The organism is Bradyrhizobium sp. Leo78 (genome assembly GCF_059512425.1).
In genome coordinates this window covers 26,002-45,593 of sequence record NZ_JCAMOT010000023.1, presented here as the reverse complement: position 1 = coordinate 45,593, position 19,592 = coordinate 26,002, and the positions used below count along the sequence as shown (strand labels likewise).

The 19,592-nt window shown below is 63.6% G+C and carries 19 protein-coding genes; 15 read left to right on the top strand and 4 right to left on the bottom strand.

Annotation, left to right across the window (positions count from 1 at the left end):
- Positions 1-6: 6 nt before the first annotated feature.
- The 4 genes from AC5ZG1_RS26170 to AC5ZG1_RS26155 all read left to right on the top strand — a co-directional run bounded on the left by AC5ZG1_RS26170 (position 7) and on the right by AC5ZG1_RS26155 (position 4,525).
- The gene (locus AC5ZG1_RS26170) at positions 7-1,023 is read left to right on the top strand and encodes an FAD binding domain-containing protein (RefSeq protein ID WP_496134488.1); all 1,017 of its coding nucleotides are present in this window, start codon (positions 7-9) and stop codon (positions 1,021-1,023) included.
- Between the two features lie 2 nt (positions 1,024-1,025).
- Positions 1,026-3,299, top strand: a complete 2,274-nt coding sequence (locus tag AC5ZG1_RS26165) for a xanthine dehydrogenase family protein molybdopterin-binding subunit (protein ID WP_496134487.1) — start codon at positions 1,026-1,028, stop codon at positions 3,297-3,299.
- A gap of 145 nt (positions 3,300-3,444) precedes the next feature.
- Positions 3,445-3,831 carry an FKBP-type peptidyl-prolyl cis-trans isomerase gene (locus AC5ZG1_RS26160; protein WP_496134552.1) on the top strand — a complete coding sequence of 129 codons (387 nt, stop codon included), beginning with the start codon at positions 3,445-3,447 and terminating at the stop codon, positions 3,829-3,831.
- Positions 3,832-4,018: 187 nt separating this feature from the next.
- Positions 4,019-4,525 carry a cupin domain-containing protein gene (locus AC5ZG1_RS26155; RefSeq protein WP_028162586.1) on the top strand — a complete coding sequence of 169 codons (507 nt, stop codon included), beginning with the start codon at positions 4,019-4,021 and terminating at the stop codon, positions 4,523-4,525.
- Between the two features lie 12 nt (positions 4,526-4,537).
- On the opposite strand, the gene AC5ZG1_RS26150 is transcribed toward AC5ZG1_RS26155, so the two are convergent.
- From AC5ZG1_RS26150 to AC5ZG1_RS26140, 3 genes are all read right to left on the bottom strand, one after another.
- Positions 4,538-4,990, bottom strand: a complete 453-nt coding sequence (locus AC5ZG1_RS26150; protein ID WP_496134486.1) for a hypothetical protein — start codon at positions 4,988-4,990, stop codon at positions 4,538-4,540.
- Positions 4,991-5,057: 67 nt separating this feature from the next.
- The gene (dld, locus tag AC5ZG1_RS26145; RefSeq protein ID WP_496134485.1) at positions 5,058-6,863 is read right to left on the bottom strand and encodes a D-lactate dehydrogenase; all 1,806 of its coding nucleotides are present in this window, start codon (positions 6,861-6,863) and stop codon (positions 5,058-5,060) included.
- A gap of 218 nt (positions 6,864-7,081) precedes the next feature.
- On the bottom strand, positions 7,082-8,608 hold the full coding sequence (locus AC5ZG1_RS26140) for an amidohydrolase family protein (RefSeq protein ID WP_496134484.1): 1,527 nt from the start codon (positions 8,606-8,608) through the stop codon (positions 7,082-7,084).
- Between the two features lie 238 nt (positions 8,609-8,846).
- Here AC5ZG1_RS26140 and AC5ZG1_RS26135 point away from each other — a divergent pair, with 238 nt between their 5' ends.
- From AC5ZG1_RS26135 to AC5ZG1_RS26095, 9 genes are all read left to right on the top strand, one after another.
- Complete coding sequence (locus tag AC5ZG1_RS26135; protein ID WP_496134483.1) at positions 8,847-9,872, top strand: alpha/beta hydrolase; 1,026 nt, start codon at positions 8,847-8,849, stop codon at positions 9,870-9,872.
- A gap of 198 nt (positions 9,873-10,070) precedes the next feature.
- Complete coding sequence (locus AC5ZG1_RS26130; RefSeq protein ID WP_496134482.1) at positions 10,071-10,496, top strand: VOC family protein; 426 nt, start codon at positions 10,071-10,073, stop codon at positions 10,494-10,496.
- A 26-nt stretch (positions 10,497-10,522) separates the two neighbouring features.
- The gene (locus AC5ZG1_RS26125; RefSeq protein WP_456642637.1) at positions 10,523-11,011 is read left to right on the top strand and encodes a VOC family protein; all 489 of its coding nucleotides are present in this window, start codon (positions 10,523-10,525) and stop codon (positions 11,009-11,011) included.
- 221 nt (positions 11,012-11,232) lie between these two features.
- A complete protein-coding gene (locus tag AC5ZG1_RS26120) occupies positions 11,233-12,519 on the top strand; it encodes a phospholipid carrier-dependent glycosyltransferase (RefSeq protein WP_496134481.1) in 1,287 nt (428 codons plus the stop codon).
- Positions 12,520-12,616: 97 nt separating this feature from the next.
- Positions 12,617-13,690 carry a response regulator gene (locus AC5ZG1_RS26115; RefSeq protein WP_496134480.1) on the top strand — a complete coding sequence of 358 codons (1,074 nt, stop codon included), beginning with the start codon at positions 12,617-12,619 and terminating at the stop codon, positions 13,688-13,690.
- A gap of 88 nt (positions 13,691-13,778) precedes the next feature.
- Positions 13,779-14,012 (top strand): hypothetical protein, encoded by a 234-nt coding sequence (locus tag AC5ZG1_RS26110; protein WP_130224957.1) that lies wholly within the window; start codon positions 13,779-13,781, stop codon positions 14,010-14,012.
- Positions 14,000-14,239, top strand: a complete 240-nt coding sequence (locus AC5ZG1_RS26105; protein ID WP_028162577.1) for a hypothetical protein — start codon at positions 14,000-14,002, stop codon at positions 14,237-14,239. Before AC5ZG1_RS26110 ends, AC5ZG1_RS26105 begins: the two co-directional genes overlap by 13 nt.
- A gap of 165 nt (positions 14,240-14,404) precedes the next feature.
- Positions 14,405-15,568, top strand: coding sequence for a winged helix-turn-helix domain-containing protein (locus AC5ZG1_RS26100; protein ID WP_496134479.1), 1,164 nt, complete (start codon positions 14,405-14,407; stop codon positions 15,566-15,568).
- A 283-nt stretch (positions 15,569-15,851) separates the two neighbouring features.
- Positions 15,852-16,238: a hypothetical protein gene (locus AC5ZG1_RS26095; protein ID WP_496134478.1), complete on the top strand. Its 387-nt coding sequence runs from the start codon at positions 15,852-15,854 to the stop codon at positions 16,236-16,238.
- Between the two features lie 94 nt (positions 16,239-16,332).
- Here the strand turns inward: AC5ZG1_RS26095 and AC5ZG1_RS26090 are convergent, their stop codons facing one another.
- Positions 16,333-16,725 (bottom strand): ribosomal maturation YjgA family protein, encoded by a 393-nt coding sequence (locus AC5ZG1_RS26090; protein WP_496134477.1) that lies wholly within the window; start codon positions 16,723-16,725, stop codon positions 16,333-16,335.
- Positions 16,726-16,905: 180 nt separating this feature from the next.
- On the opposite strand from AC5ZG1_RS26090, the gene AC5ZG1_RS26085 reads away from it, so the two are divergent.
- Together AC5ZG1_RS26085 and AC5ZG1_RS26080 are read left to right on the top strand one after the other, a co-directional pair.
- On the top strand, positions 16,906-18,231 hold the full coding sequence (locus AC5ZG1_RS26085) for an MFS transporter (protein WP_028162574.1): 1,326 nt from the start codon (positions 16,906-16,908) through the stop codon (positions 18,229-18,231).
- Positions 18,232-18,480: 249 nt separating this feature from the next.
- On the top strand, positions 18,481-19,587 hold the full coding sequence (locus tag AC5ZG1_RS26080; protein ID WP_496134476.1) for an efflux RND transporter periplasmic adaptor subunit: 1,107 nt from the start codon (positions 18,481-18,483) through the stop codon (positions 19,585-19,587).
- Positions 19,588-19,592: the final 5 nt, after the last annotated feature.

Genomic DNA, 19,592 nt, shown 5'->3' with positions numbered 1-19,592 from the left:
ATACCCATGCGATCTTTTGCCTATCAAAGAGCCGCCGATCCCTCTGCGGCCATCCAGGCGCTGGCGGCGGCAAGCGCCAGCAATAATCCCCTCACCGAAGCCGAAATCCAGCCGCTTGCCGGCGGCACCACGCTGCTCGACCTGATGAAACTCGACGTGATGCGCCCGCGCGCAATCGTCGACATCAATCCGCTGTCGCCGACGTGGGCCACGGTCAGCCTGGAGAACGGCGATCTGCGCCTCGGCGCGATGGCGCGGATGGCCGACGTCGCGGCCAATCCCGAGATTCAGCAGAACTATCCCGTCGTCGCCGACTCGCTGAAGCTTGCCGCGAGCGCGCAGCTTCGCAACATGGCCACCCTCGGCGGCAACGTGCTGCAGCGGACCCGCTGCACCTATTTCCGCGACGTCAGCTATGAGGCCTGCAACAAGCGCAATCCGGGCTCGGGCTGCGCCGCGATGGACGGCTTCAACCGCAGCCACGCGGTGCTCGGCACCTCCGACAAATGCATCGCAACCTATCCCGGCGATTTCGCGCAGGCCCTGATCGCGCTCGATGGGAGCGTGGACATCACCGGCAAGTCCGGCACCCGGACTATTCCCTTTGCGCAATTGCACAAGGCGCCTGGCGACACGCCGCAGCTCGAGACCACGCTCGAGCCGGGTGAACTGATCTCCGGTTTCACCATCCACGGCCGCTGGCCGCGCTCGGCCTATCTCAAGGTGCGGGACCGCCAGTCCTACGAATTCGCCTTGGCATCGGCTGCGATCGCGCTCGATGTTCAGGACGGCACGGTGCGAGATGCGCGCATCGCACTTGGCGGTGTCGCAACGCTGCCATGGCGGGCGCGCGACGCCGAAGCTGAGCTCAAAGGCCGGAAGTTCGACGATGCACTGGCAGAACGTGTGGCTGAAATCGCCTTCGAAGGCGCATCCGCGCGTAGCCATAATGAATTCAAGATCGAGCTCGGCAAGCGCGTCGTCGCCCGCGCGCTGCATCAGGCCATGACCATGGAGATCTGACGATGACGACAGCCGCTCCCGCTCCCAAGGCCAATATGGGCCAGCCGATCCCGCGCTATGATGCCGTCGCCAAGGTGACCGGGACGGCGCAATATGCTGCCGACATGCCACTGCGCGATCCGGCCTATGCCTATCTCGTCACCTGCGCGATCGCGAAGGGCCGTGTCGATAATTTCGACCTGTCCGAAGCGCAGAAGGTGCGCGGCGTTGTCGATATCGTGACGCATGAGAATGCGGAGCACCTCGAGCCCGCAAAGTTCTTCAGCAATGGCGGCTATGCGTCCACGACCAATCAGCCGCTGCGATCTCCTGACATTGCCGAGGAGGGCCAGATCATCGCGGTCGTGCTCGCGGATACCTATGAGGCGGCGCGCGAGGCTGCGCATCGGGTCAAGGTGAGCTATACGGCGGCGACGCCGACTGCGAGCTTTCATTCGCCCGGCACGGTTGCGGCCCGCGCCAAGGGCCAGCTTGCGATGTTCAAGGACGACCCGAAGGTCGGCGATTTCGACAAGGCGTTCGAGGAGGCGGAGGTGCAGATTTCCGCCGAGTATGAAACGCCGCCGCAGCACCACAATCCGATGGAGCTGTTCGCCACCAGCGTCGCCTGGAATGGCGACAGCCTGACCATCTACGAACCAAGCCAGTTCGTCCACGGCCTGAAGAACGGAGTTGCCACCCAGCTCGGCATTGATCCGGACCGCGTGCATGTGGTCAATCCCTATGTCGGCGGCGCCTTCGGCTCGAAGGGCTCGATGACCCCGCGCACCGCGATCATGGCAAGCATTTCCCGTCGCCTGCGTCGGCCGGTGAAACTCGTCGCGACTCGAGACCAGGGTTTCAACGTCGCGACCTACCGCGCCGAGACGCGCCACCGCGTCGAACTCGGCGCGACGAGTGACGGCAAGCTGACGGCGTTGCGGCACGAGGGCTGGGAAATTTCATCGCGCGCGGACGCCTATTGCGTCGGCGGCACCAAGACCACGACACGGCTCTATGACTGCCCGAATGTCGACAGCCTGGTCTGGATCGTGCGTGCCGACCGCAACACGCCGGGCTTCATGCGCTCGCCGCCGGAAGTGCCCTACCTCTTCGCGCTGGAAAGCGCGATGGACGAATTGGCGTATCAGTTGAAGATGGACCCGATCGAGCTGCGGCGCGTCAACGACACGAACCGGGAGCCGATCGGCGGCAAGCCTTACACGTCTCGCTCGCTGATGGCCTGTTTCGATGAGGGGGCCAAGGCGTTCGGCTGGGCGGAGCGCAACCGCGAGCCCCGATCGATGGCGGACGGCGAGTGGCTGATCGGCTATGGCTGCGCCACCACCTGCTATCCGACCCAGATGGCGCCGGCCGCGGCCCGCGTGCGGCTGCGGCGCGATGGGCGCGTGCGCGTCGAGATCGCCGGTCACGAGATCGGCAATGGCGCCTACACCGTCATCGCGCAGGCGGCCGCCACGAGGCTCGAGGTTCCCGTCGAGAAGGTCACCGTCGTGATCGGCGACAGCGACTTGCCGCCGGCGCCGGTGGCCGGCGGCTCGAACTCGACCGCGAGCACCTGCTCCACCGTGATGATGGTGTGCGACCAGGTCAGGCAGCGGCTGCTCAAGGCCCTGATGCCGAACGAAGGGCAGACCGTCGGCCAGACGCCGTCAGGCGGAGCCTCGCGCAGTGACCAGCGGCTCGATCTCGATCGTGAGGCAGCGTTCGACGCGCTCGGCGTCAGCGTGATCGAGGAGTATGGCGAGTGGAAACCCGACGGCGCGCCGGCGGACTCATTCCGCGCCATGCATAACGGCCAGGTGCGCATGGTCGGCGGCCCGGAGTTCGGCGGCAGGATCGCCTACGCTTTCGGCGCCGACTTCGTCGAGGTGCGCGTCAACCGCTTCTCGCATGAGATCCGGGTGCCGCGCGTGCTCGGCGCCTTTGCCGCCGGCCACATCATGAACCCGCGCACCGCGCGCAGCCAGCTGATGGGCGGCCTGATCTGGGGCGTGGCCTCCGCGCTGCATGAGGCGACCGAGCTCGACGAGCGCTATGCGCGCTACGTCAATGACAATCTCGCCGACTATCTCGTGCCGGTGAACGCCGATATTCCTGACGTTGAGGTGATCCTGCTCTCGGAGGAGGACACGCAGATCAATCCGGCCGGCGTGAAGGGGCTTGGCGAGCTCGGCAATGTCGGCACCAACGCGGCCGTCTGCAACGCGATCTTTCACGCCACCGGTCAGCGCATCCGGAGATTGCCGGTGCGTTTGGAAAAGATCGAGGCATAGCGCGTCGAAAAAGAGCTAGGGAATTCGCCTGCCTTGCGTTAGAGACGTGCCGCCCTACGTAAAGAAGGTAGTTGCGATGCGCTCCAGCCGACGTACCATCGTCAAGACCATCGCTGCCGTCGCGGCCGCGATCTCCGTTCCCGCCATGTCGAAGATGGCATTGGCCCAACCAGCAGGAAAGACCGTGACGACACCTTCAGGACTGCAGATCATCGATACCAAGGAGGGCACCGGTGCTTTCCCGAAACCCGGCCAGATTTGCATCATGCACTACACCGGCTGGCTCTACGAGAACGGCCAGAAGGGCAAGAAATTCGACTCGTCGGTGGATCGCAACGAGCCGTTCGAATTTCCGATCGGCCAGCGCAAGGTAATCACCGGCTGGGACGAGGGCGTCGCCACGATGAAGGTCGGCGGCAAGCGCACCCTCATCATCCCGCCCAATCTGGGCTACGGCGCGCGCGGCGCCGGCGGCGTGATCCCGCCGAATGCAACGCTGATGTTCGACGTCGAATTGCTGGCCGTGAAGTAGAGGCCGGGTTCTCTCTCCGTCATGCCCGGGCTCGTCCCGGGCATCCACGCGCTTTCGACCCGACTAGCCAAGACGTGGATGGCCGGGTCAAGCCCGGCCATGACGAGCAGAGGTGTCTGGTTTCATCTGGCCTGCGACCGCGTTTTTCTGTAGCGTTACCGCGATAGTCTTTTTGAAGGCAGCAGAGATGAGCGGCACCCACGACCACTCGCATTCCCACGATCACGACGAACGCTGGAAGCATGACGGCGTTCGCGTCATTCCCGGCAACCAGCTCGATCCGAACGTGCCGTCGACAGCCGGCATGGACCGCAAGGCCGCGATCAACTTTGCCCGCGTCGGCGCGCAAAAACTTTGGGCCGGCACCGTCACCATCAAGCCCGACGCCAAGACCGGCGCGCACCATCACGGCCATCTCGAAAGCATCATCTATGTCGTGAAAGGCAAGGCGCGGATGCGCTGGGGTGAACACCTGCAATTCACGGCGGAAGCCGGCCCCGGCGATTTCATCTTCGTGCCGCCCTATGTGCCGCATCAGGAGATCAACGCCAGCCCGGACGAAGTGCTCGAATGCGTGCTGGTCCGCAGCGACGGCGAGGCGGTCGCGATCAACCTCGACATCGAGCCGGTGGAGAAGCCGGAGACGGTGCTGTGGGTCGATCCGGTGCACCGGCATCCGGATGAGAAGAAGTGACGGAGCGGTACTCTAGAATTGCCGCGATCGATACTGCTCGTACTCCCGCCGGCACGCTTTGCTGAACCCATGCAGGAGGTCGATGGTGTGGTCTTTGACCATGCCTCGCATCTCGACGAAGCTCTTGTCGGGCTGGGCATAGGTATCGAGGATTCTCTGCGCAACCCGTTCGGCCTCGTCAACGATCTCGGCGGATGACAACACCCGCATCCGCGAGATCTTGGCATAAAGCCCGACCAGATCCGGAACGTCGGGATTCTCATGCTGGAGCGCGTCGATGTAGCATTTTGACGCGATCTCGATGAATTCGCGATAGATGTCCTGCCGGCGCAGATTTTCGCCGGCAGACCATTGCGAATGCACCATGGCGCGCTGGGTGAACCAGGCGGCCGTTGCCGACGTCAGGCCTCCGATGGCAGCACCGGCGAGTGCCGCAAAACCCGAGATCAGCGATGCATCGATCATTCGACGATCATAGCTGGACGGCGTGGTTTGAAAAGTCCAGCCTATCATTGCTGACGGCTCGGTCGGCTCAAGAAGTCCAGGAGGCGCTGATCTTCGGCGCCGCGGCGGGGCCAGTGTCAAGCCCGGTCTTCCAATGCAGGCATTTGGTGGTTCGCCCGATCCCGGGATTGAACGCATTGCAGGGGTCCAGCGCCTTGTAGTGCTCTACCAGCGCAGGCTTTGCGTGATAGAGATGGCCGACATTGTGCTCGGCCGGATATTCGGCGCCGCGCAGGTCGAGCAATTTCCACATCTGCTCCTCGATCACCTGACAATCATGGCCTTTCGCGACGATGTAGTCCTGGTGGAAGACGTGGCAGAAGAAGTGGCCGTAATAGAGCTTGTGCAGAAGCTTTGCGTCGATGTCGGGCGGCAGGCTTTCACACCACTGCTCGTCGTTGCGGCGGAGCGCGACGTCCAGGGCAACGATGTCCTCGACCTCGCGGCCGTGGACAGCGCGATAGCGCACCGCAGCGCCTGCGGCGGCGAAGCGGTGGAGCATCGCCTTGGCGCCCTCGTCGTCGGTACAGGTGAAGAAGTCGCCGTTCTCTGAGGGAAAGATCGATTTCAAATATTGAGCGGCTTCCTCGATGCCGTCATCACCCATTTGCAGGATCAGGTGATGCTCGAAGCGATTGCGATACTCCATCATCCGTTTCGGGAGGTGACGGGGAAACAGCGAGCTTGCGAATTGCATGATGCGGTCGCTGAGGTGGCTCGGCAGGAAGGACAGGCGTTCGCAGATGCCGTCAAAGCGTCCCTTGATCGCGAACAGCATCGGCAGCCGGGCGGTGCCGAGATAGTTGATCGCGAGAAAAGTGTCCTTGCCGTATTTTTCCGCGATGTCGAAGGCCGTGCGGTGCAGATATTCGCCGGAAATCGGGAGCGAGTTGAAGTTGGCCAGGATGTGCCGGCGGATCGTCTCGAGTTCGGAAGGATCGTTGGAGCCAATATAGAAGGCGCCGGTTCGCGCGGTCTTGGCGAAGGTATCGAGCCGCACCGCCATCAGCATGACCTTGCCGGCGCTGCCCGATGCCTCGAACAGCCGGTGCGGATCGGCATTGAAGCGAGCAGCGGTCGGCGCCTCGATGTCGCGGACATGCGTCGCATAATCATGGTCGGACGCCAGCCGGTTCGGATCGTTTGCGACGTCGGCTTCCGTGAAGGCTCCCTTCTCCAGCCTTTCCAGCATCGCCTCGGGATCATTGCCGAGATCGATGCCGAGATGGTTGACGAGATGAACGTCGCCGGCCTCATCCAGCCGGGCGAACAGGGCGAGCTGCGTGAAGGCGGGGCCACGATGGATCAGCGCGCCGCCTGAATTGTTGCAGATGCCGCCGAACACGGAGGCACCGATGCAGGACGAGCCGATCACGGAATGAGGGTCCCGCCCCAGCGGCCGCAACCGGTTCTCGAGCTGGTAGAGCGTCGCACCGGGCAGGCACACCACCTGCTTGCCTTCGTTGACAAGATGGATGCCGGTGATCCGCATGGTGTTGATCAACACGATGCCGCGGTCATAGTCGTCGCCGTCAGGCGTCGAACCGCCGGTGAGACCGGTATTGGCGGCCTGCATGATCACGATCTTGTTGGCGGCGGCGCAGGCCTTCAACACCCGCCACTGCTCGACGAGGGTGCCGGGACGGACCACCGCGACTACCGAACCATGTCCAAAACGGAAGCCGGTGCAGAATCTGCGGGTGCTCTCCATGCCGGTCAGCACATGGGATCTTCCGACGATACCGGAAAGACGCTTAAGGAGGGCGGCGTCATCCGTGACGCTTGCTTCGCCGTCCCTGGTCGGGCTAGGCGACAGTCGAGCAGCAGACTCCATGGCTGAAGGCTCCGGTTATTGTAACGCAGCCGCTGCCTCTATTCGTAAAGCCGCCTTTTCCTGAATGTCAAAAACCAGGGGCGGGATTCTGCGCCCATGACGCAGGTGTGATGCAAGACGACCGTGCGAACCGAAAAGGCGTGGCGGAAATGCCTAACGAATAGCCGCCGGATCAGCAGCGCAGCACTACGTTGCGCGGCGCTGCTGAGCCGCAAAGCCTACGCAAACACGCGGTGGTCAATCGTCCCGTTCGGCACCACGTAGCCGTAGCGCATGTTCGATGGTTCTACGCCGGCCTTTTCGTACTCGGCTCGCATCATCGCGAAGCGGTCGCCCTTCAATTCCAGCATCGCGCGCTTGGGCTGGATGTCGTAGAGCCGGGCATTGTTGTCGCCGAAGATCGCGCGCTTCACCGGTCCGTCCGCAGGCCCGAGCGGCGCATAGCCGAACTTCTTCTGCATCGCCTCGGGGATCTCGAGCCTTCTGAGGCCCTCGATCTGCCATTGCGGCGCGCCGGTCCAGAGCGAGTCCGTGCCCCAGCAGACGTGGTCGACGCCGAGCCCCTTGACCAGCGTGCCCATCAGCGCAGCGCAGACATTCGGCTCCGCCACCAGCGTGGTGGCAAACAATTGTCCGACATCGCCATAGACATTGTTGACGCCATACTGCGCGGGGATGTCGGCGAGGTCGCTTGTCCAGGCGATGCGGCCGGTGCGCTCGAACTCGGCGAGCGCTACTTTCGGGTCGCCGCCGACATGGCGATAGGCGGAGTGATAGATGATGAAGTTGAGCTGCGGCCAGTCTTTCGCGGCTTGCCCGACATCGGCGACGTCGGCGAAGCCGCGCAGGTTCGGATATTGCTTCTCGATACCCGGCGGGAACAGTCCCTTGTGCACGCAGACATTCTTGATGCCCGCCTTCAACATCTTCTCGTAACCCTTGTAGGCGACCTTCTCGTCGTCCATCCGCCACGGATAGCGGCTGATCTCCTTGTGGGTGTTGTCGCCGATCGTGTAGCCCTTGCAGGACTCCGGCTTCAGCGCCAGCGCCGCATCGAGCTTGTCGAGCCAGCCGGGCTGGCCGGGCGTGAAGATCGCGTGACAGAACACCCGACGCGAGCCGGCCTCGTCGTTGATCTTCTTGCGCGCGTCCGCCATCTGCTCGTTGGTCAGGAACCAGTCCTGCTCGATGTCCGATGGCGCCGACGAGATCAGCGCGATCTTGGTGTCGGAATCGAGAAACATCTCCTTCTTGTAGTTGTTGAACTTCAGATCCTCGATGGTCTGCTCGTGGTCGCTGAGCTGCTTGTTCCAGCCGGCCTTGCCGACCGCCTTGCGCATCTCGACAAAGCCCATGATGCGGGTGTCGTCACGCAGGAAATGCGTGTGCATGTCCATGATGAACTGGTCTTTCAGCGCGTCCGCGCGTTCCTGCGCCATCGCCGGCGTCGCGGCTTCGGCCCTGCTCACCGCGAACAGCGGTCCATAGACCTCGTTCATCGCCACGAAGGAGGCCGCCATGCCCGCTGCGGTCTGGAAGAATCTCCGGCGGTCCATGCCTTGCTTGATGCCGATCTCATCGGCCATCGCGAGCAGCCGCGCCTCGACCTCGCGCTGCCGTTCGTTCTGCGGGTCGGGATAGAATTCGTCGCTGGAGACGATCTGGGTCGGGATCGGTGTCGGATATTGGCAAAGTTCCGACGGCATCAAAGCTGCAAGTTCTTCTTCGGTGAGATTGCTGCTCATGAAGTGCTCCCTGATTGCGCCGGGTTTTCTCCGGTCTGGCGGCGGCAAAGACTAGGCTCAGTTTTGCAAAGCGTCCGCGACTTCTTCCCGCGGCAATGTTCACAAACGCGTGCGCCGAGTTTTGCAACGCGTGCGTACAGCGCGATTATCTCCAGCTCTCTCGCAACGCCGCGCCAACGCTGCTAAAGTCGTGACCGACGATCGGACGGAGAATCCGAAACCACCGGGGAGGTGAGCGATGGCGCGTTCCGAACACAGGGTCCCACGGCGCACGATCATCAAGAGCATCGGCGCCGGCATTGCCACCGGTGCAATCGGCGCGCCGCCCGCGCAGGCGGAGTCGGCGGTTCCGTCGTCAGGCGAAGAGATCTGGAGCAGCGAATACTGGGCGAAGAAGGGCGATGTCCCGCTTTGGATGTACCGCAAGCGGATCGGCGCCCCGCAAGCCGGGGAGCCGTCGCGGCCGGTAGTGTTTTTCGTCCACGGCTCGTCGGTGACTTCGCGCGTGTTCGACGTCAGCGTGCCCGGCAAGGGCGAATACTCCGTGATGAATGAATTCGCCCGCTATGGTTTCGACTGCTGGACCATGGATCACGAGAATTACGGCAAGTCGGGTCGCACCTCGGGCAATTCCGATATCGCCAGCGGCGTCGAGGACCTGAAAGCCGCAGTCGAGGTCATCGCCGGTGCGACCGGCCGGCAGAAATACCATTTCGTCGGCGAGTCCTCGGGCGCGCTGCGCGCCGGCGCGTACGCCATGGCCGCGCCCGAGCGCATCGATCGGCTGGTGTTTGCGGCCTTCACCTACAAGGGCGAGGGATCGCCGACGCTGGCAAAGCGCGCCGAACAGCTCGACTATTTCCGCTCGCACAATATGCGCAAGCGCGACCGCGACATGATCCGCTCGATCGCGACCCGCGACAAGCCCGGCACCTCGGACCCCGCGGTGATGGAAGCGCTCGCGGATGCGGAATTGCAGTTCGGCGACCAGATCCCGACCGGCACCTATCTCGACATGACCGCCAACCTGCCGGTGGTGCATCCGGAAAAGGTGCTGGCGCCGGTGCTGCTGGTCCGCGGCGAATATGACGGCATTGCGACGGTCGCAGATCTCGAAGAATTCTTCAACCGGCTGCCGAACGGCGATCGCCAGTTCGTCATCCTCCCCGGGACCGCTCATTCGGTGGTGCTCGCGATCAACCGGCAGTTGTTCTGGCATGTGACGCGCTCGTTCCTGACCATGCCGACGCCGATCGCGACGTAATGACGCGACTTTCTCCACCGTCATTGCGAGGAGCGCAGCGACGAAGCAATCCATGTCTTCGCAGGTGGCGAAATGGATTGCTTCGCTGCGCTCGCAATGACGGGTGGGGTTCCTGCCGCAAAAAATTTTGCACCCCCCTTGTCGGACTCCCGCCCGCCCATCCGTCCTTGGGCCGAACCCCATGCAAAGGAGCCCTTGATGTCCAAAATGATCTTCGTGAACCTGCCGGTCAGCGACCTCGCCCGCGCGACCGCCTTCTACCAGGCGATCGGCGCCGCCAAGAACCCGCAGTTCTCCGACGATACCGCCTCCTGCATGGTGTTCTCCGACACCATTCACGTCATGCTGCTCACGCATGACAAATTCCGGCAGTTCACGCCGAAGAAGATCGCTGACGCAAAAACGTCGAGCGAGGTCCTGATCTGCCTTTCCGCCGACGGCCGCGACGCCGTCGACGACATGGTTGGCAAGGCCACCGGCGCCGGCGGCAGTGCCGACCCCGGGCCGAAGCAGGATTTCGGCTTCATGTACGGCCGCAGCTTCGAGGATCCGGACGGCCACATCTGGGAAGTGATGTGGATGGATCTCGAAGCGGCCGCCAAAGCCGCGACCGCTGGCGCTTGATCGTCGATCGCGTAGAGGAGTTTCTCATGTCCAAGATTACCCCTTGCCTGTGGTTCGACGGCGAAGCCGAGGAAGCCGCCAAGCTCTACGTTTCGCTGTTGCCGGATTCCCGGATCGAGACGGTCCAGAAGAACATCATCGATGGTCCCGCCGGCAAAGCCGGTACAGTGCTGTTGGTGGAGTTCACATTGGCTGGTCAGCGCTTCATGGCGCTGAACGGCGGGATGAAAATGGAATACACTTACGCCGCCTCGTTCGTGATCGACTGCGCGGACCAGGCCGAGGTCGATCGGCTCTGGGACGCACTGCTCGCCAATGGCGGCAAGGCCGAGCAATGCGGCTGGCTCAGGGACCGCTTCGGCGTTCCCTGGCAGATCGTGCCGAGCGTCCTGCCCAAATATCTTAGCGGCCCGGACAAGGCCGGCGCAGCGCGCGCGATGCAAGCCATGCTCGGCATGGTCAAGCTCGATATCGAAGGCTTGCGCCGCGCCTATGAGGGCAAGTCAGCGGCATAATCCGCGCAGATGCGTAGGGTTGGGCAAAGCGCAGCGTGCCCACCTTTCTTGCACCGAACGTGGATGGTGGGCACGCTTCGCTTTGCCCGCCCTACGCGTCTCAGTCCTACAACGCCGTTTCCTGGTGACGATCGGCGCGAAATACGTTCAATGCGATGGACAGAAGAATCGGCGGCGCTCACAATTGACATCCTTGCTGCACCACGATCGCCGAAGACATCGTGCCAAAATCACCTTCCATTTCGTCCGCGCGCACCGTTCTCACTGCGCTCATCATCTTCATCGTCGCGCATCTTTTGCTCCTGATCGGCGTGACCGCGCCGGAAAAATTCTACTTCGACGAGGTGCATTACGTGCCGGCGGCGCGGCAAATGCTGGAGCCGGTGATACGAGAGCCGATGCTCAATCCGATGCATCCGCCGCTCGCCAAGCAGTTCATCGCGCTGTCGATCAGGACGTTCGGCGACAATCCGTTCGGCTGGCGCTATCCCGCCGCACTGTTCGGAGCGCTGGCGCTGGTTGGGGTCTATCTCGGCGGACTGGCCCTGTTCGCCCGGCAGTCGTCGGCGATCGCCGCAACGCTGCTCGCCGCATTCAACCAGATGCTGTTCGTGCAGTCGCGGATCGCGATGCTGGATATTTTCGCGCTCGCCTTCGGCCTGTTCGCGATTGCGGCGTTCGCCCACGGCTTCAGGCAGGCTCGGCCGCAGCTCTACTTTGCGCTTGCCGGGATCGCATCCGGCCTCTCTGCCGCCTGCAAATGGAGCGGCCTGTTCGTGCTCGCGACCTGCATCGCCATCGTCGCCGTGATTCGGCTGATGCAAGGCTGGCGCACGCGGTTCGCCGATCCCAAGCCGGAGGACTGGTACCAGCCCGACCTCTGGCCCGATTTTCGTGCCCATCACTTTGCCGCATGCTTCGCGCTGCTGCCCGCGATCGTCTATCTCGCGAGCTTTGTTCCGCTGTACGGATTTTCGTTTCCCGATATCCTGGAGGCGCAACGCCGCATCTTTGCCGACAACACTACGACCGCGATCGCCGGCCACACCTATATGAGCTCTTGGCCGTCCTGGCCGTTCCTGGTGCGTCCGGTCTGGTATCTCTTCGACAAGGTCGGCGACAACAGCATCGCCGCGGTGGTCCTGCTCGGCAATCCCCTGATTCTGTGGCCGGCGCTGGCCGCGCTCACTGTAGCCTTGCGCGACTGGATCGTGGTGCGGCGGGCGGACGCCTTCCTGGTGCTCGCGTTCTATTTCGGTCCCTATCTCGCCTGGGCATTGCTGCCGCGCACGCTCGGCTTCATCTATTACTACCTGCCGGCCGCGACCACCGCGAGTTTTGCCCTGGTCTACGCGCTGACCCGCGCCGGCACTCCGCGCTGGCTGCTATGGGCCTTCGTCGCCATCGGTGCGCTGGGCTTTGCGGTCATGCTGCCGATCTCGGCGGCCTTCGTCGGTACCTGGACGGCGGCCTTCAATCACCTGATGCTGTTCCGAAGCTGGATCTGAGATGTCGCGGCAGGCTTGACGGGCCGTAACGGCTCATGGATTTTTGCATGCAAAGGTAGGTCCATCGATTTGCGTCAAGGGCAGTGGAACGACCATCATGCTGGAGCGTCTCTTCGATTCGTCAACGCTTTCCCCGCACGGAATTTGCCTGCTGTGGGAGCCTGGGCTGATCTGGCTCCACGTCATCTCCGACGCGGTGATTGCGGCGGCCTATTTCTCCATCCCCATAGCGCTGGCCATCTTCGTGTCGAAGCGGCGCGACGTCGCGTTCGGCTGGGTCTTCTGGGCTTTTGCGCTTTTCATCCTGTTCTGCGGCTTCACTCATGTGCTGTCGATCGTCACGCTGTGGGTGCCGATCTACGGTATCGAGGGCATCGCCAAATTGTTGACGGCCGCCGCCTCCATCGTCACCGCCGCCATGCTGTGGCCGCTGCTGCCGAAGCTCTTGGCGCTGCCCTCGCCGTCGCAGCTCCGCGAGGCCGAGGACTTGCTGCGACAGTCGCAGCAGGTGACCGGCGGCGTGGCGCACGATTTCAACAATCTGTTGACGGTCATCAGCGGCAACCTCGAAATCGCCGCGCGCAGCGTGCAATCGGACGGCGGCGCCAAGCGCGACCGGCTGGCGCGCGTGATCGGCAATGCCTCCAACAGTGCACAGCGGGCGGCGGTGTTGACGCAGCAACTCCTCACCCATGCGCGGGGCGAGCCGCCCGATCTCAAACCCACCTACCAGCCGTCGGTTGCAACCGCCGCCCCAGTCGAAACGGACGCCGTCTCGGTCGTCGGCAGCGCCGGCAATGAGACGATCCTGGTGGTCGAGGACGAGGCCAGCGTGAGGTCCTTCCTCGTGGAGACCCTGCAGGACCTCAACTACAAAGTCCGCGAGGCCGCCGATGGCTCGGCCGCGCTGGCGCTGTTCAAGGGCGGGCGGTTCCATGTCGACCTGCTGCTCACCGACATCATCATGCCCGGCCTGAATGGCCGCGAATTGGCCGATGAACTGCACCGTATCCAGCCTGACCTGAAGGTGCTGTTCATGACCGGCTATGCGGGCAACGCCGTCGGCGGCGAGGATCGGCCCGACGACGACGTATCGCTGTTGCAGAAGCCGCTGACGCAGACCGTGCTCGCGGCAAGGATCAGGGAAATGCTCGACAAGCCCGTGACGTAGCCCGGATGCAGCGAAGCGTAATCCGGGTTCATCTCGCCACGCAGCGAGCATCCCCGGGTTGCGCTGCGCTTCACCCGGGCTACGGCGAATGGATTTCGAGGGCGATCTGCAGCTCGGTCGCGGCGAGCTCGGCAATCTCCTGGCTCGTAGCAAATCGGCTCACGACCGCGACCGCTGGTCGCAGTTCGCCTTTGCTTCATCCCACTGCAATACAGGAAAAATAGCTTTCCGCCGGAAACGCGGCCGCGAGCCAATGCGTGCTGTATTGGCCGGTGTCACGCCGGTTTCATTCCAAGGGAGATTTTTCCGATGCGACGATTGATCCTCGCTGCTGCGTTCTCGGCTGTTGCCTTTGCGCCTGCCTTGGCCAAGCCGGTGGCCTGCACCACGGAGAACATGGCCAAATCGACGGCCTCGATGAACACGATGCCAGAAGGGCCCGGCAAGGCGGCGATGGCCAAGAGCATCAGCAAGGCCAATAGCGAGATGAGCAAGGGCAACATGCGCGGCGCCTGCAAGCACTACCTGGAGGCCCAGGCGGCCAAGTAAACAAGACCGACCACCGAGCTTGGGCCGCGCCACCTGGCGCGGCCTTTTCCTTGCCTGCGTCCCGTGGGCGGGAATCCATGATCATCGTCTTCGCGCAAACGCTTGGTGTTGTCGGCGCGGAAATCCAGTGTCCACATTTCCCGATCATGCACTACATTGCGGGCAATGCCCCGCCCGATTCCATCCCATCCTCTGAGCAGGATCGACGCCCGCCGCATCTGGCTGCGCGCCCAACGGCTCGACACGCCCGTGCCGTTCGGCGATGGGCCGGCCGCCGTGGCCGCTGCGGTCGAGCATCTCGGCTATGTGCAGATCGACACAATCAACGTGATCGAGCGTGCCCACCATCACATCCTCTATAGCCGCATTCCCGACTACCGCCGCGCCGATCTCCGCCACGCGCAGAGCGTCGACAGGAGCGTGTTCGAATACTGGACCCATGCCCTCTCTTATGTGCCGGCCGGGGATATCAGCTTCTTCCTGCCGGCGATGCGGCAGCACAGGCGCGAGGGCCACAAATGGTTCAACTCGGTTACGCCCGCCGACATGCGCAAGGTGATGCGTCTGATCCGCCAGGGACCGCTCACCATCCGCGACATCGACGACGACGTGCTGGTGGAAAAGGAGCATCTCTGGCAGAGCCGCAAGCCGTCAAAGCGTGCGCTGCAGCTCGCCTTTTACACCGGTGCCCTCACGATCAGCGAGCGCAACGGCATGCTGAAGACCTACGATCTGATGGCGCGGCATTTCGGCTGGGACAAGCCGCCGAAGCCGGCCTCGGCGCGCGAGATCACCGCCTATCTGCTCGACCGCGCGCTGCGGTCGCAGGGCGTGGTCAGCCTGGATTCGATCTGCCATCTCGATGCGCCCAGCAAGAAGCCGGTGCGGCGCCTGATCGAGACCCGCCTGCGGCGAGGCGAACTAGTGCCGGTCGCGCTCGAAGGCGCCGGCAAGCAGGAGCATTGGGCGCGCCCTGAGGCACTGCAGCCGGCGGGTGAGGGCGATCCAACCCTGGTCCACATCCTCTCGCCCTTCGATCCGCTCATCATCCAGCGCAAGCGCAGCGAACTGTTCTTCGGTTACGGCCACCGTTTCGAGGCCTATGTGCCGAAGGAAAAGCGCCTGTTCGGTTATTTTGCGCTGCCGGTCCTGGTCGGCGACGAGATCGTCGCCGCCATCGACCTGAAGACCGACCGGGCGAACAAGAAGCTCCTGATGCAGAAATGGAGCTGGGTCGGCAGCGCCGCCAAGCGAGGCGCCCGCAAGGAGCTCAAGCCCCGCATCGAGGAAGAACTGCATAGATTCGAGCGCTTCCAACTCGCCAACTGAGGACGCGCAGAGCGATTGGCGCGCAATAACGGATGGAGTCCGTTCGCCACTTTCTCCGCTGTCATTCCGGGATGCGCCGCAAGGCGCAGGTCCGGAATCCATTGGGCCACGTGCGCCGGCGGAGCCATGGATTCCGGGCTCGATGCTGTGCATCGCCCCGGAATGACTACGGCGAGTAGCTAACCTAACTAACTAATCCGCCCTACATGGCTCCAAGTTTCGTCTCGGGAACCCGCGGCCTCCCGGCCGGTTAGTTTATTGCAACCAATTTCAGGGAGGCATTATGGGCAAGGATAAATCAATTCTCGACAAAATCACGGACACAGTGAAGGGCGTCGCCAGCACCGCCGGCGGCGCATTGAAGCCGGACGAAGAGGCCACGAAAGCTGACGAGCGCACGGCGGCCTACGTCCCGCTCGCCGCCGACGGCCTCGTTTCCGATCCGATGGTGCCGCCGATGGCAACGGCCCCGCCGCGCAAGCGGCGCGCCGCACCCAAGCCGGCGCCAGCGAGCGCAAGACGGACGGCGGCCGCGGCAAAGAAGGCCGCGAGGAAACGGTCGGCCAGCAAAGCCGGCAAGAAATCCGCCAAGAAGCGCTCGGCCAAGGCGGCCAAGAAGACCGCGAAGAAGACCAAGGCCGCAAAGAAGACTCGGAAAGCACGGCGGTAGCGGTCGGCCTCGCGCCAACTCTCCCCGTCATTCCGGGTTCGATGGTGCGCATCGCCCCGGAATGACGAGAGCGGTGGCGGCGGATTACGCTTCGCTAGTCCGCCCTACATAGCTTGATTGGCATCGCACAACGATCCAGCGCCACGCCGAGCAAAATCCCGGCGGCATAAGCGACGATATTCCATGCCGAGAAGATGCGGCCCAGCAACAGCGCGCCGGCCGTCGTCAGCCTGAAGGCATCGAGCCACGGCGTATGCACCAGCCGAAACAATTCCACGCCCACCGCAATCGCAAGCGCGATCAAGGGCACTGTGCGCCGCGCCCATCCCGGCGCGGCAATCGCGACCAGGAAGAACACCATCGTCCCCCACAATAGCGAGCCGCCATACTTCACGACGAATGCCGGGAGCCCCACGCCGAAGCCGAACCGGCGCAGCGCCAGCCCGGCGATGATGATCGAAAGACAAAATAGGATGCGGACAACCATGATCGGGAAAGCCTGGTGGGAGACGGAGCTAAAGCTCAGGTCCGCGCCCGGCGCAAGTTCGCACCCGAGGCCGTGCGCGCCGCACCCCGCGGAGATCCTTGTCACAATTCCGATTGACAGCGTGCGCCTGATGCTCAAAACCCCAAGGCAATAGCAATAACAGCCCTCGGGGGGACACCCATGAGCCAGACCACCACGCTTGCCACCGCCGCGAGTGCGAAGAGCGAGATCGAGACCTCGACCATCCGCGCCATCTCGGCGCGCCTGATCCCGTTCCTGGTGCTGGCCTACTTCTTCTCCTATCTCGACCGCGTCAATCTCAGCTTCGCCGCGCTGACCATGAACGCGGACCTGAAGTTCTCGCCGCTGGTCTTTGCCTGGGGCGCTGGCATCTTCTTCATCGGCTATTTCATCTTCGAGGTGCCGAGCAATCTCGCGCTGGAGAGATTCGGCGCCAGCCGCTGGATCGCCCGCATCATGGTGACCTGGGGCGTGATCTCGGCGTTGATGGCGACCGTCAGCGGCGAGACGAGTTTTCTTGTGCTGCGCTTCCTGCTCGGCGTGGCGGAAGCCGGCTTCTTCCCCGGCATCATCCTTTATCTGACCTATTGGTATCCGGCCGAATACCGCGCCCGCTTCATGGCCGCCTTTGCGGTCGCCGTTCCCGTGTCCACGGTGATCGGCGCTCCGATCTCCGGGCTTCTGCTCGGGCTTGACGGCGTGATGGGGCTGAGGGGCTGGCAGTGGCTGTTCATCATCGAGGGCATCCCCTCGGTCCTGCTCGGCATCGTCACCTGGTTCTATCTCACCGACAGGCCGGAGAAGGCGAACTGGCTGACCGCGGAGCAGAAGGCATGGCTCAAGGCAAAGCTTGACGCCGAGGCCGCGGCCAAGCAGGCGGTGCGGCATTTCACGCTCGGCGAGGCGCTGTCCTCGCCCAAGGTGATCACGTTGAGCCTGATCTATTTCGGCTTCGTCGGCGCGCTTTATGGCATGCAGTTCTGGCTGCCGCAGATCGTGAAAGCCTTCGGCCTCACCAACGCGCAGACCGGCTTCGTCACCGCGATCCCCTATCTCTTTGGCACCATCGCGATGGTGCTATGGGCGCGGCACTCCGACGCCAGGCGGGAGCGCGTCGCCCATGTCGGCGGGCCGCTGTTGCTCACGGCACTCGCGCTCGGCGTCTCCAGCTACCTCACCGATCCCACCATCACTATGGTCGTGCTGACGATCGCGGCGATCGGGATCTTCTGCACCTTCGCGGTGTTCTGGACATTGCCGACCGCCTGGCTCTCCGGCACCGCGGCGGCCGGCGCCATCGCGCTGATCAATTCGATCGGCAATCTCGCCGGCTTCGGCGGGCCCTATCTGATCGGCTGGGTCAAGGACGCCACCGGCAACACTTCGACCGGCCTGCTTGTGCTGTCGCTGTTGCCGCTCGCCGCCGGCCTCCTCACGTTCCTCGGCGGCCACGAGACCAAGACCGAATTCGCCAGCGCGAAGTAGCGCAGCTTCGCCGTCGGACATGCCGTAGCCCGGATGGAGCGCAGCGCAATCCGGGGCCGGTCTATCCATACGGCCAGAACCCCGGATTGCGCTGCGCTCCATCCGGGCTACCCGCCATCGCAACCCCTTTGCTCGCAGTCAATCGGCCATGCCGAAACTCACGATTTAGTGTTGATCACTGACGATTATTGACATTCGTCAGTGCTCAATCAATACTCTTCATCAGACATCAGCCCGATGGAGAGACCGATGTTCTCCCGTTCCATTTTCGCAAATTATTACAAGCTTTTAGCTGGCGCGCTGCTGGCGGCGGCGGCGATTTCGCTGGCCGGGTGCGACGAGACGGTCGCCGAGAAAGCCGATCCCGGGCGTCCGGTCCTGGTCTCCATGGTGCATTATGAGGCCGAGACCCCCGAGCGCAGCTTTGTCGGCACGGTCAAGCCGCGCATCGAAAGCGACATGGGCTTCCGGGTCGCTGGCAAGGTCGCAAAGCGCCTCGTCGAAGTCGGCCAGACCGTCGATATCGGCCAGCCGCTCGCCACCCTCGATGAAGTCGATCTGAAGCTGCAGGCCGAGCAGGCTGAAGCCGAACTGCGCGCCGCCACCGGCGTGCTGGCGCAGGCGGCGGCCGCCGAGAAGCGCGCCAAGGACCTGCGGGCCAAGGGCTGGACTACGGACGCGCAGTTGGACCAGAGCAGCGCCGCGGCGGATGAGGCCCGCGCCCGCCTCAACCGCGCCGAACGTTCGGTCGAACTGACCAGGAACTCTCTTTCCTATGCGACGCTCGTCGCCGACACCCGCGGTGTCGTCACCTCGACCCTGATTGAACCCGGCCAGGTCGTGGCCGCCGGCCAGACCTCGATCCGCGTCGCGCGGCTCGGCGAGAAGGAGGCGGTGGTCGCGATTCCCGAGACCTTGCTCGGTCGCGCCAAGACCGGCGTCGCCACCGTGACGCTGTGGTCCGAGGCCAACAAGAAGTACGCAGCCAAGCTGCGCGAGGTCGCGCCCTCGGCCGATCCCGCCACCCGCACCTATCTCGCCAAGTTCTCGCTGCCGGAAGCCGGCGACGACGTCTCGCTCGGCATGACGGCGACGCTGACGCTCGCCGATGCCGAGACCGAGCGCGTGGCGAAGCTGCCGCTGTCGGCGCTGTACAGCCAGGGCGGCGAGCCCTCGCTCTATGTCGTGGGCGACGCCGGCGAGATCACGCTGAAGCCGGTCAAGGTGAAGGCCTATGAGAGCAATTGCGTCGCGATCGCAGGCGGCGTGGAGGAGGGCGCGAAAGTGGTGGCGCTCGGGGTGCAGAAGCTCGACCCGGCCCAGAAGGTCCGTGTCGTGGCGTCGCTGTCGTTCTGATCCGT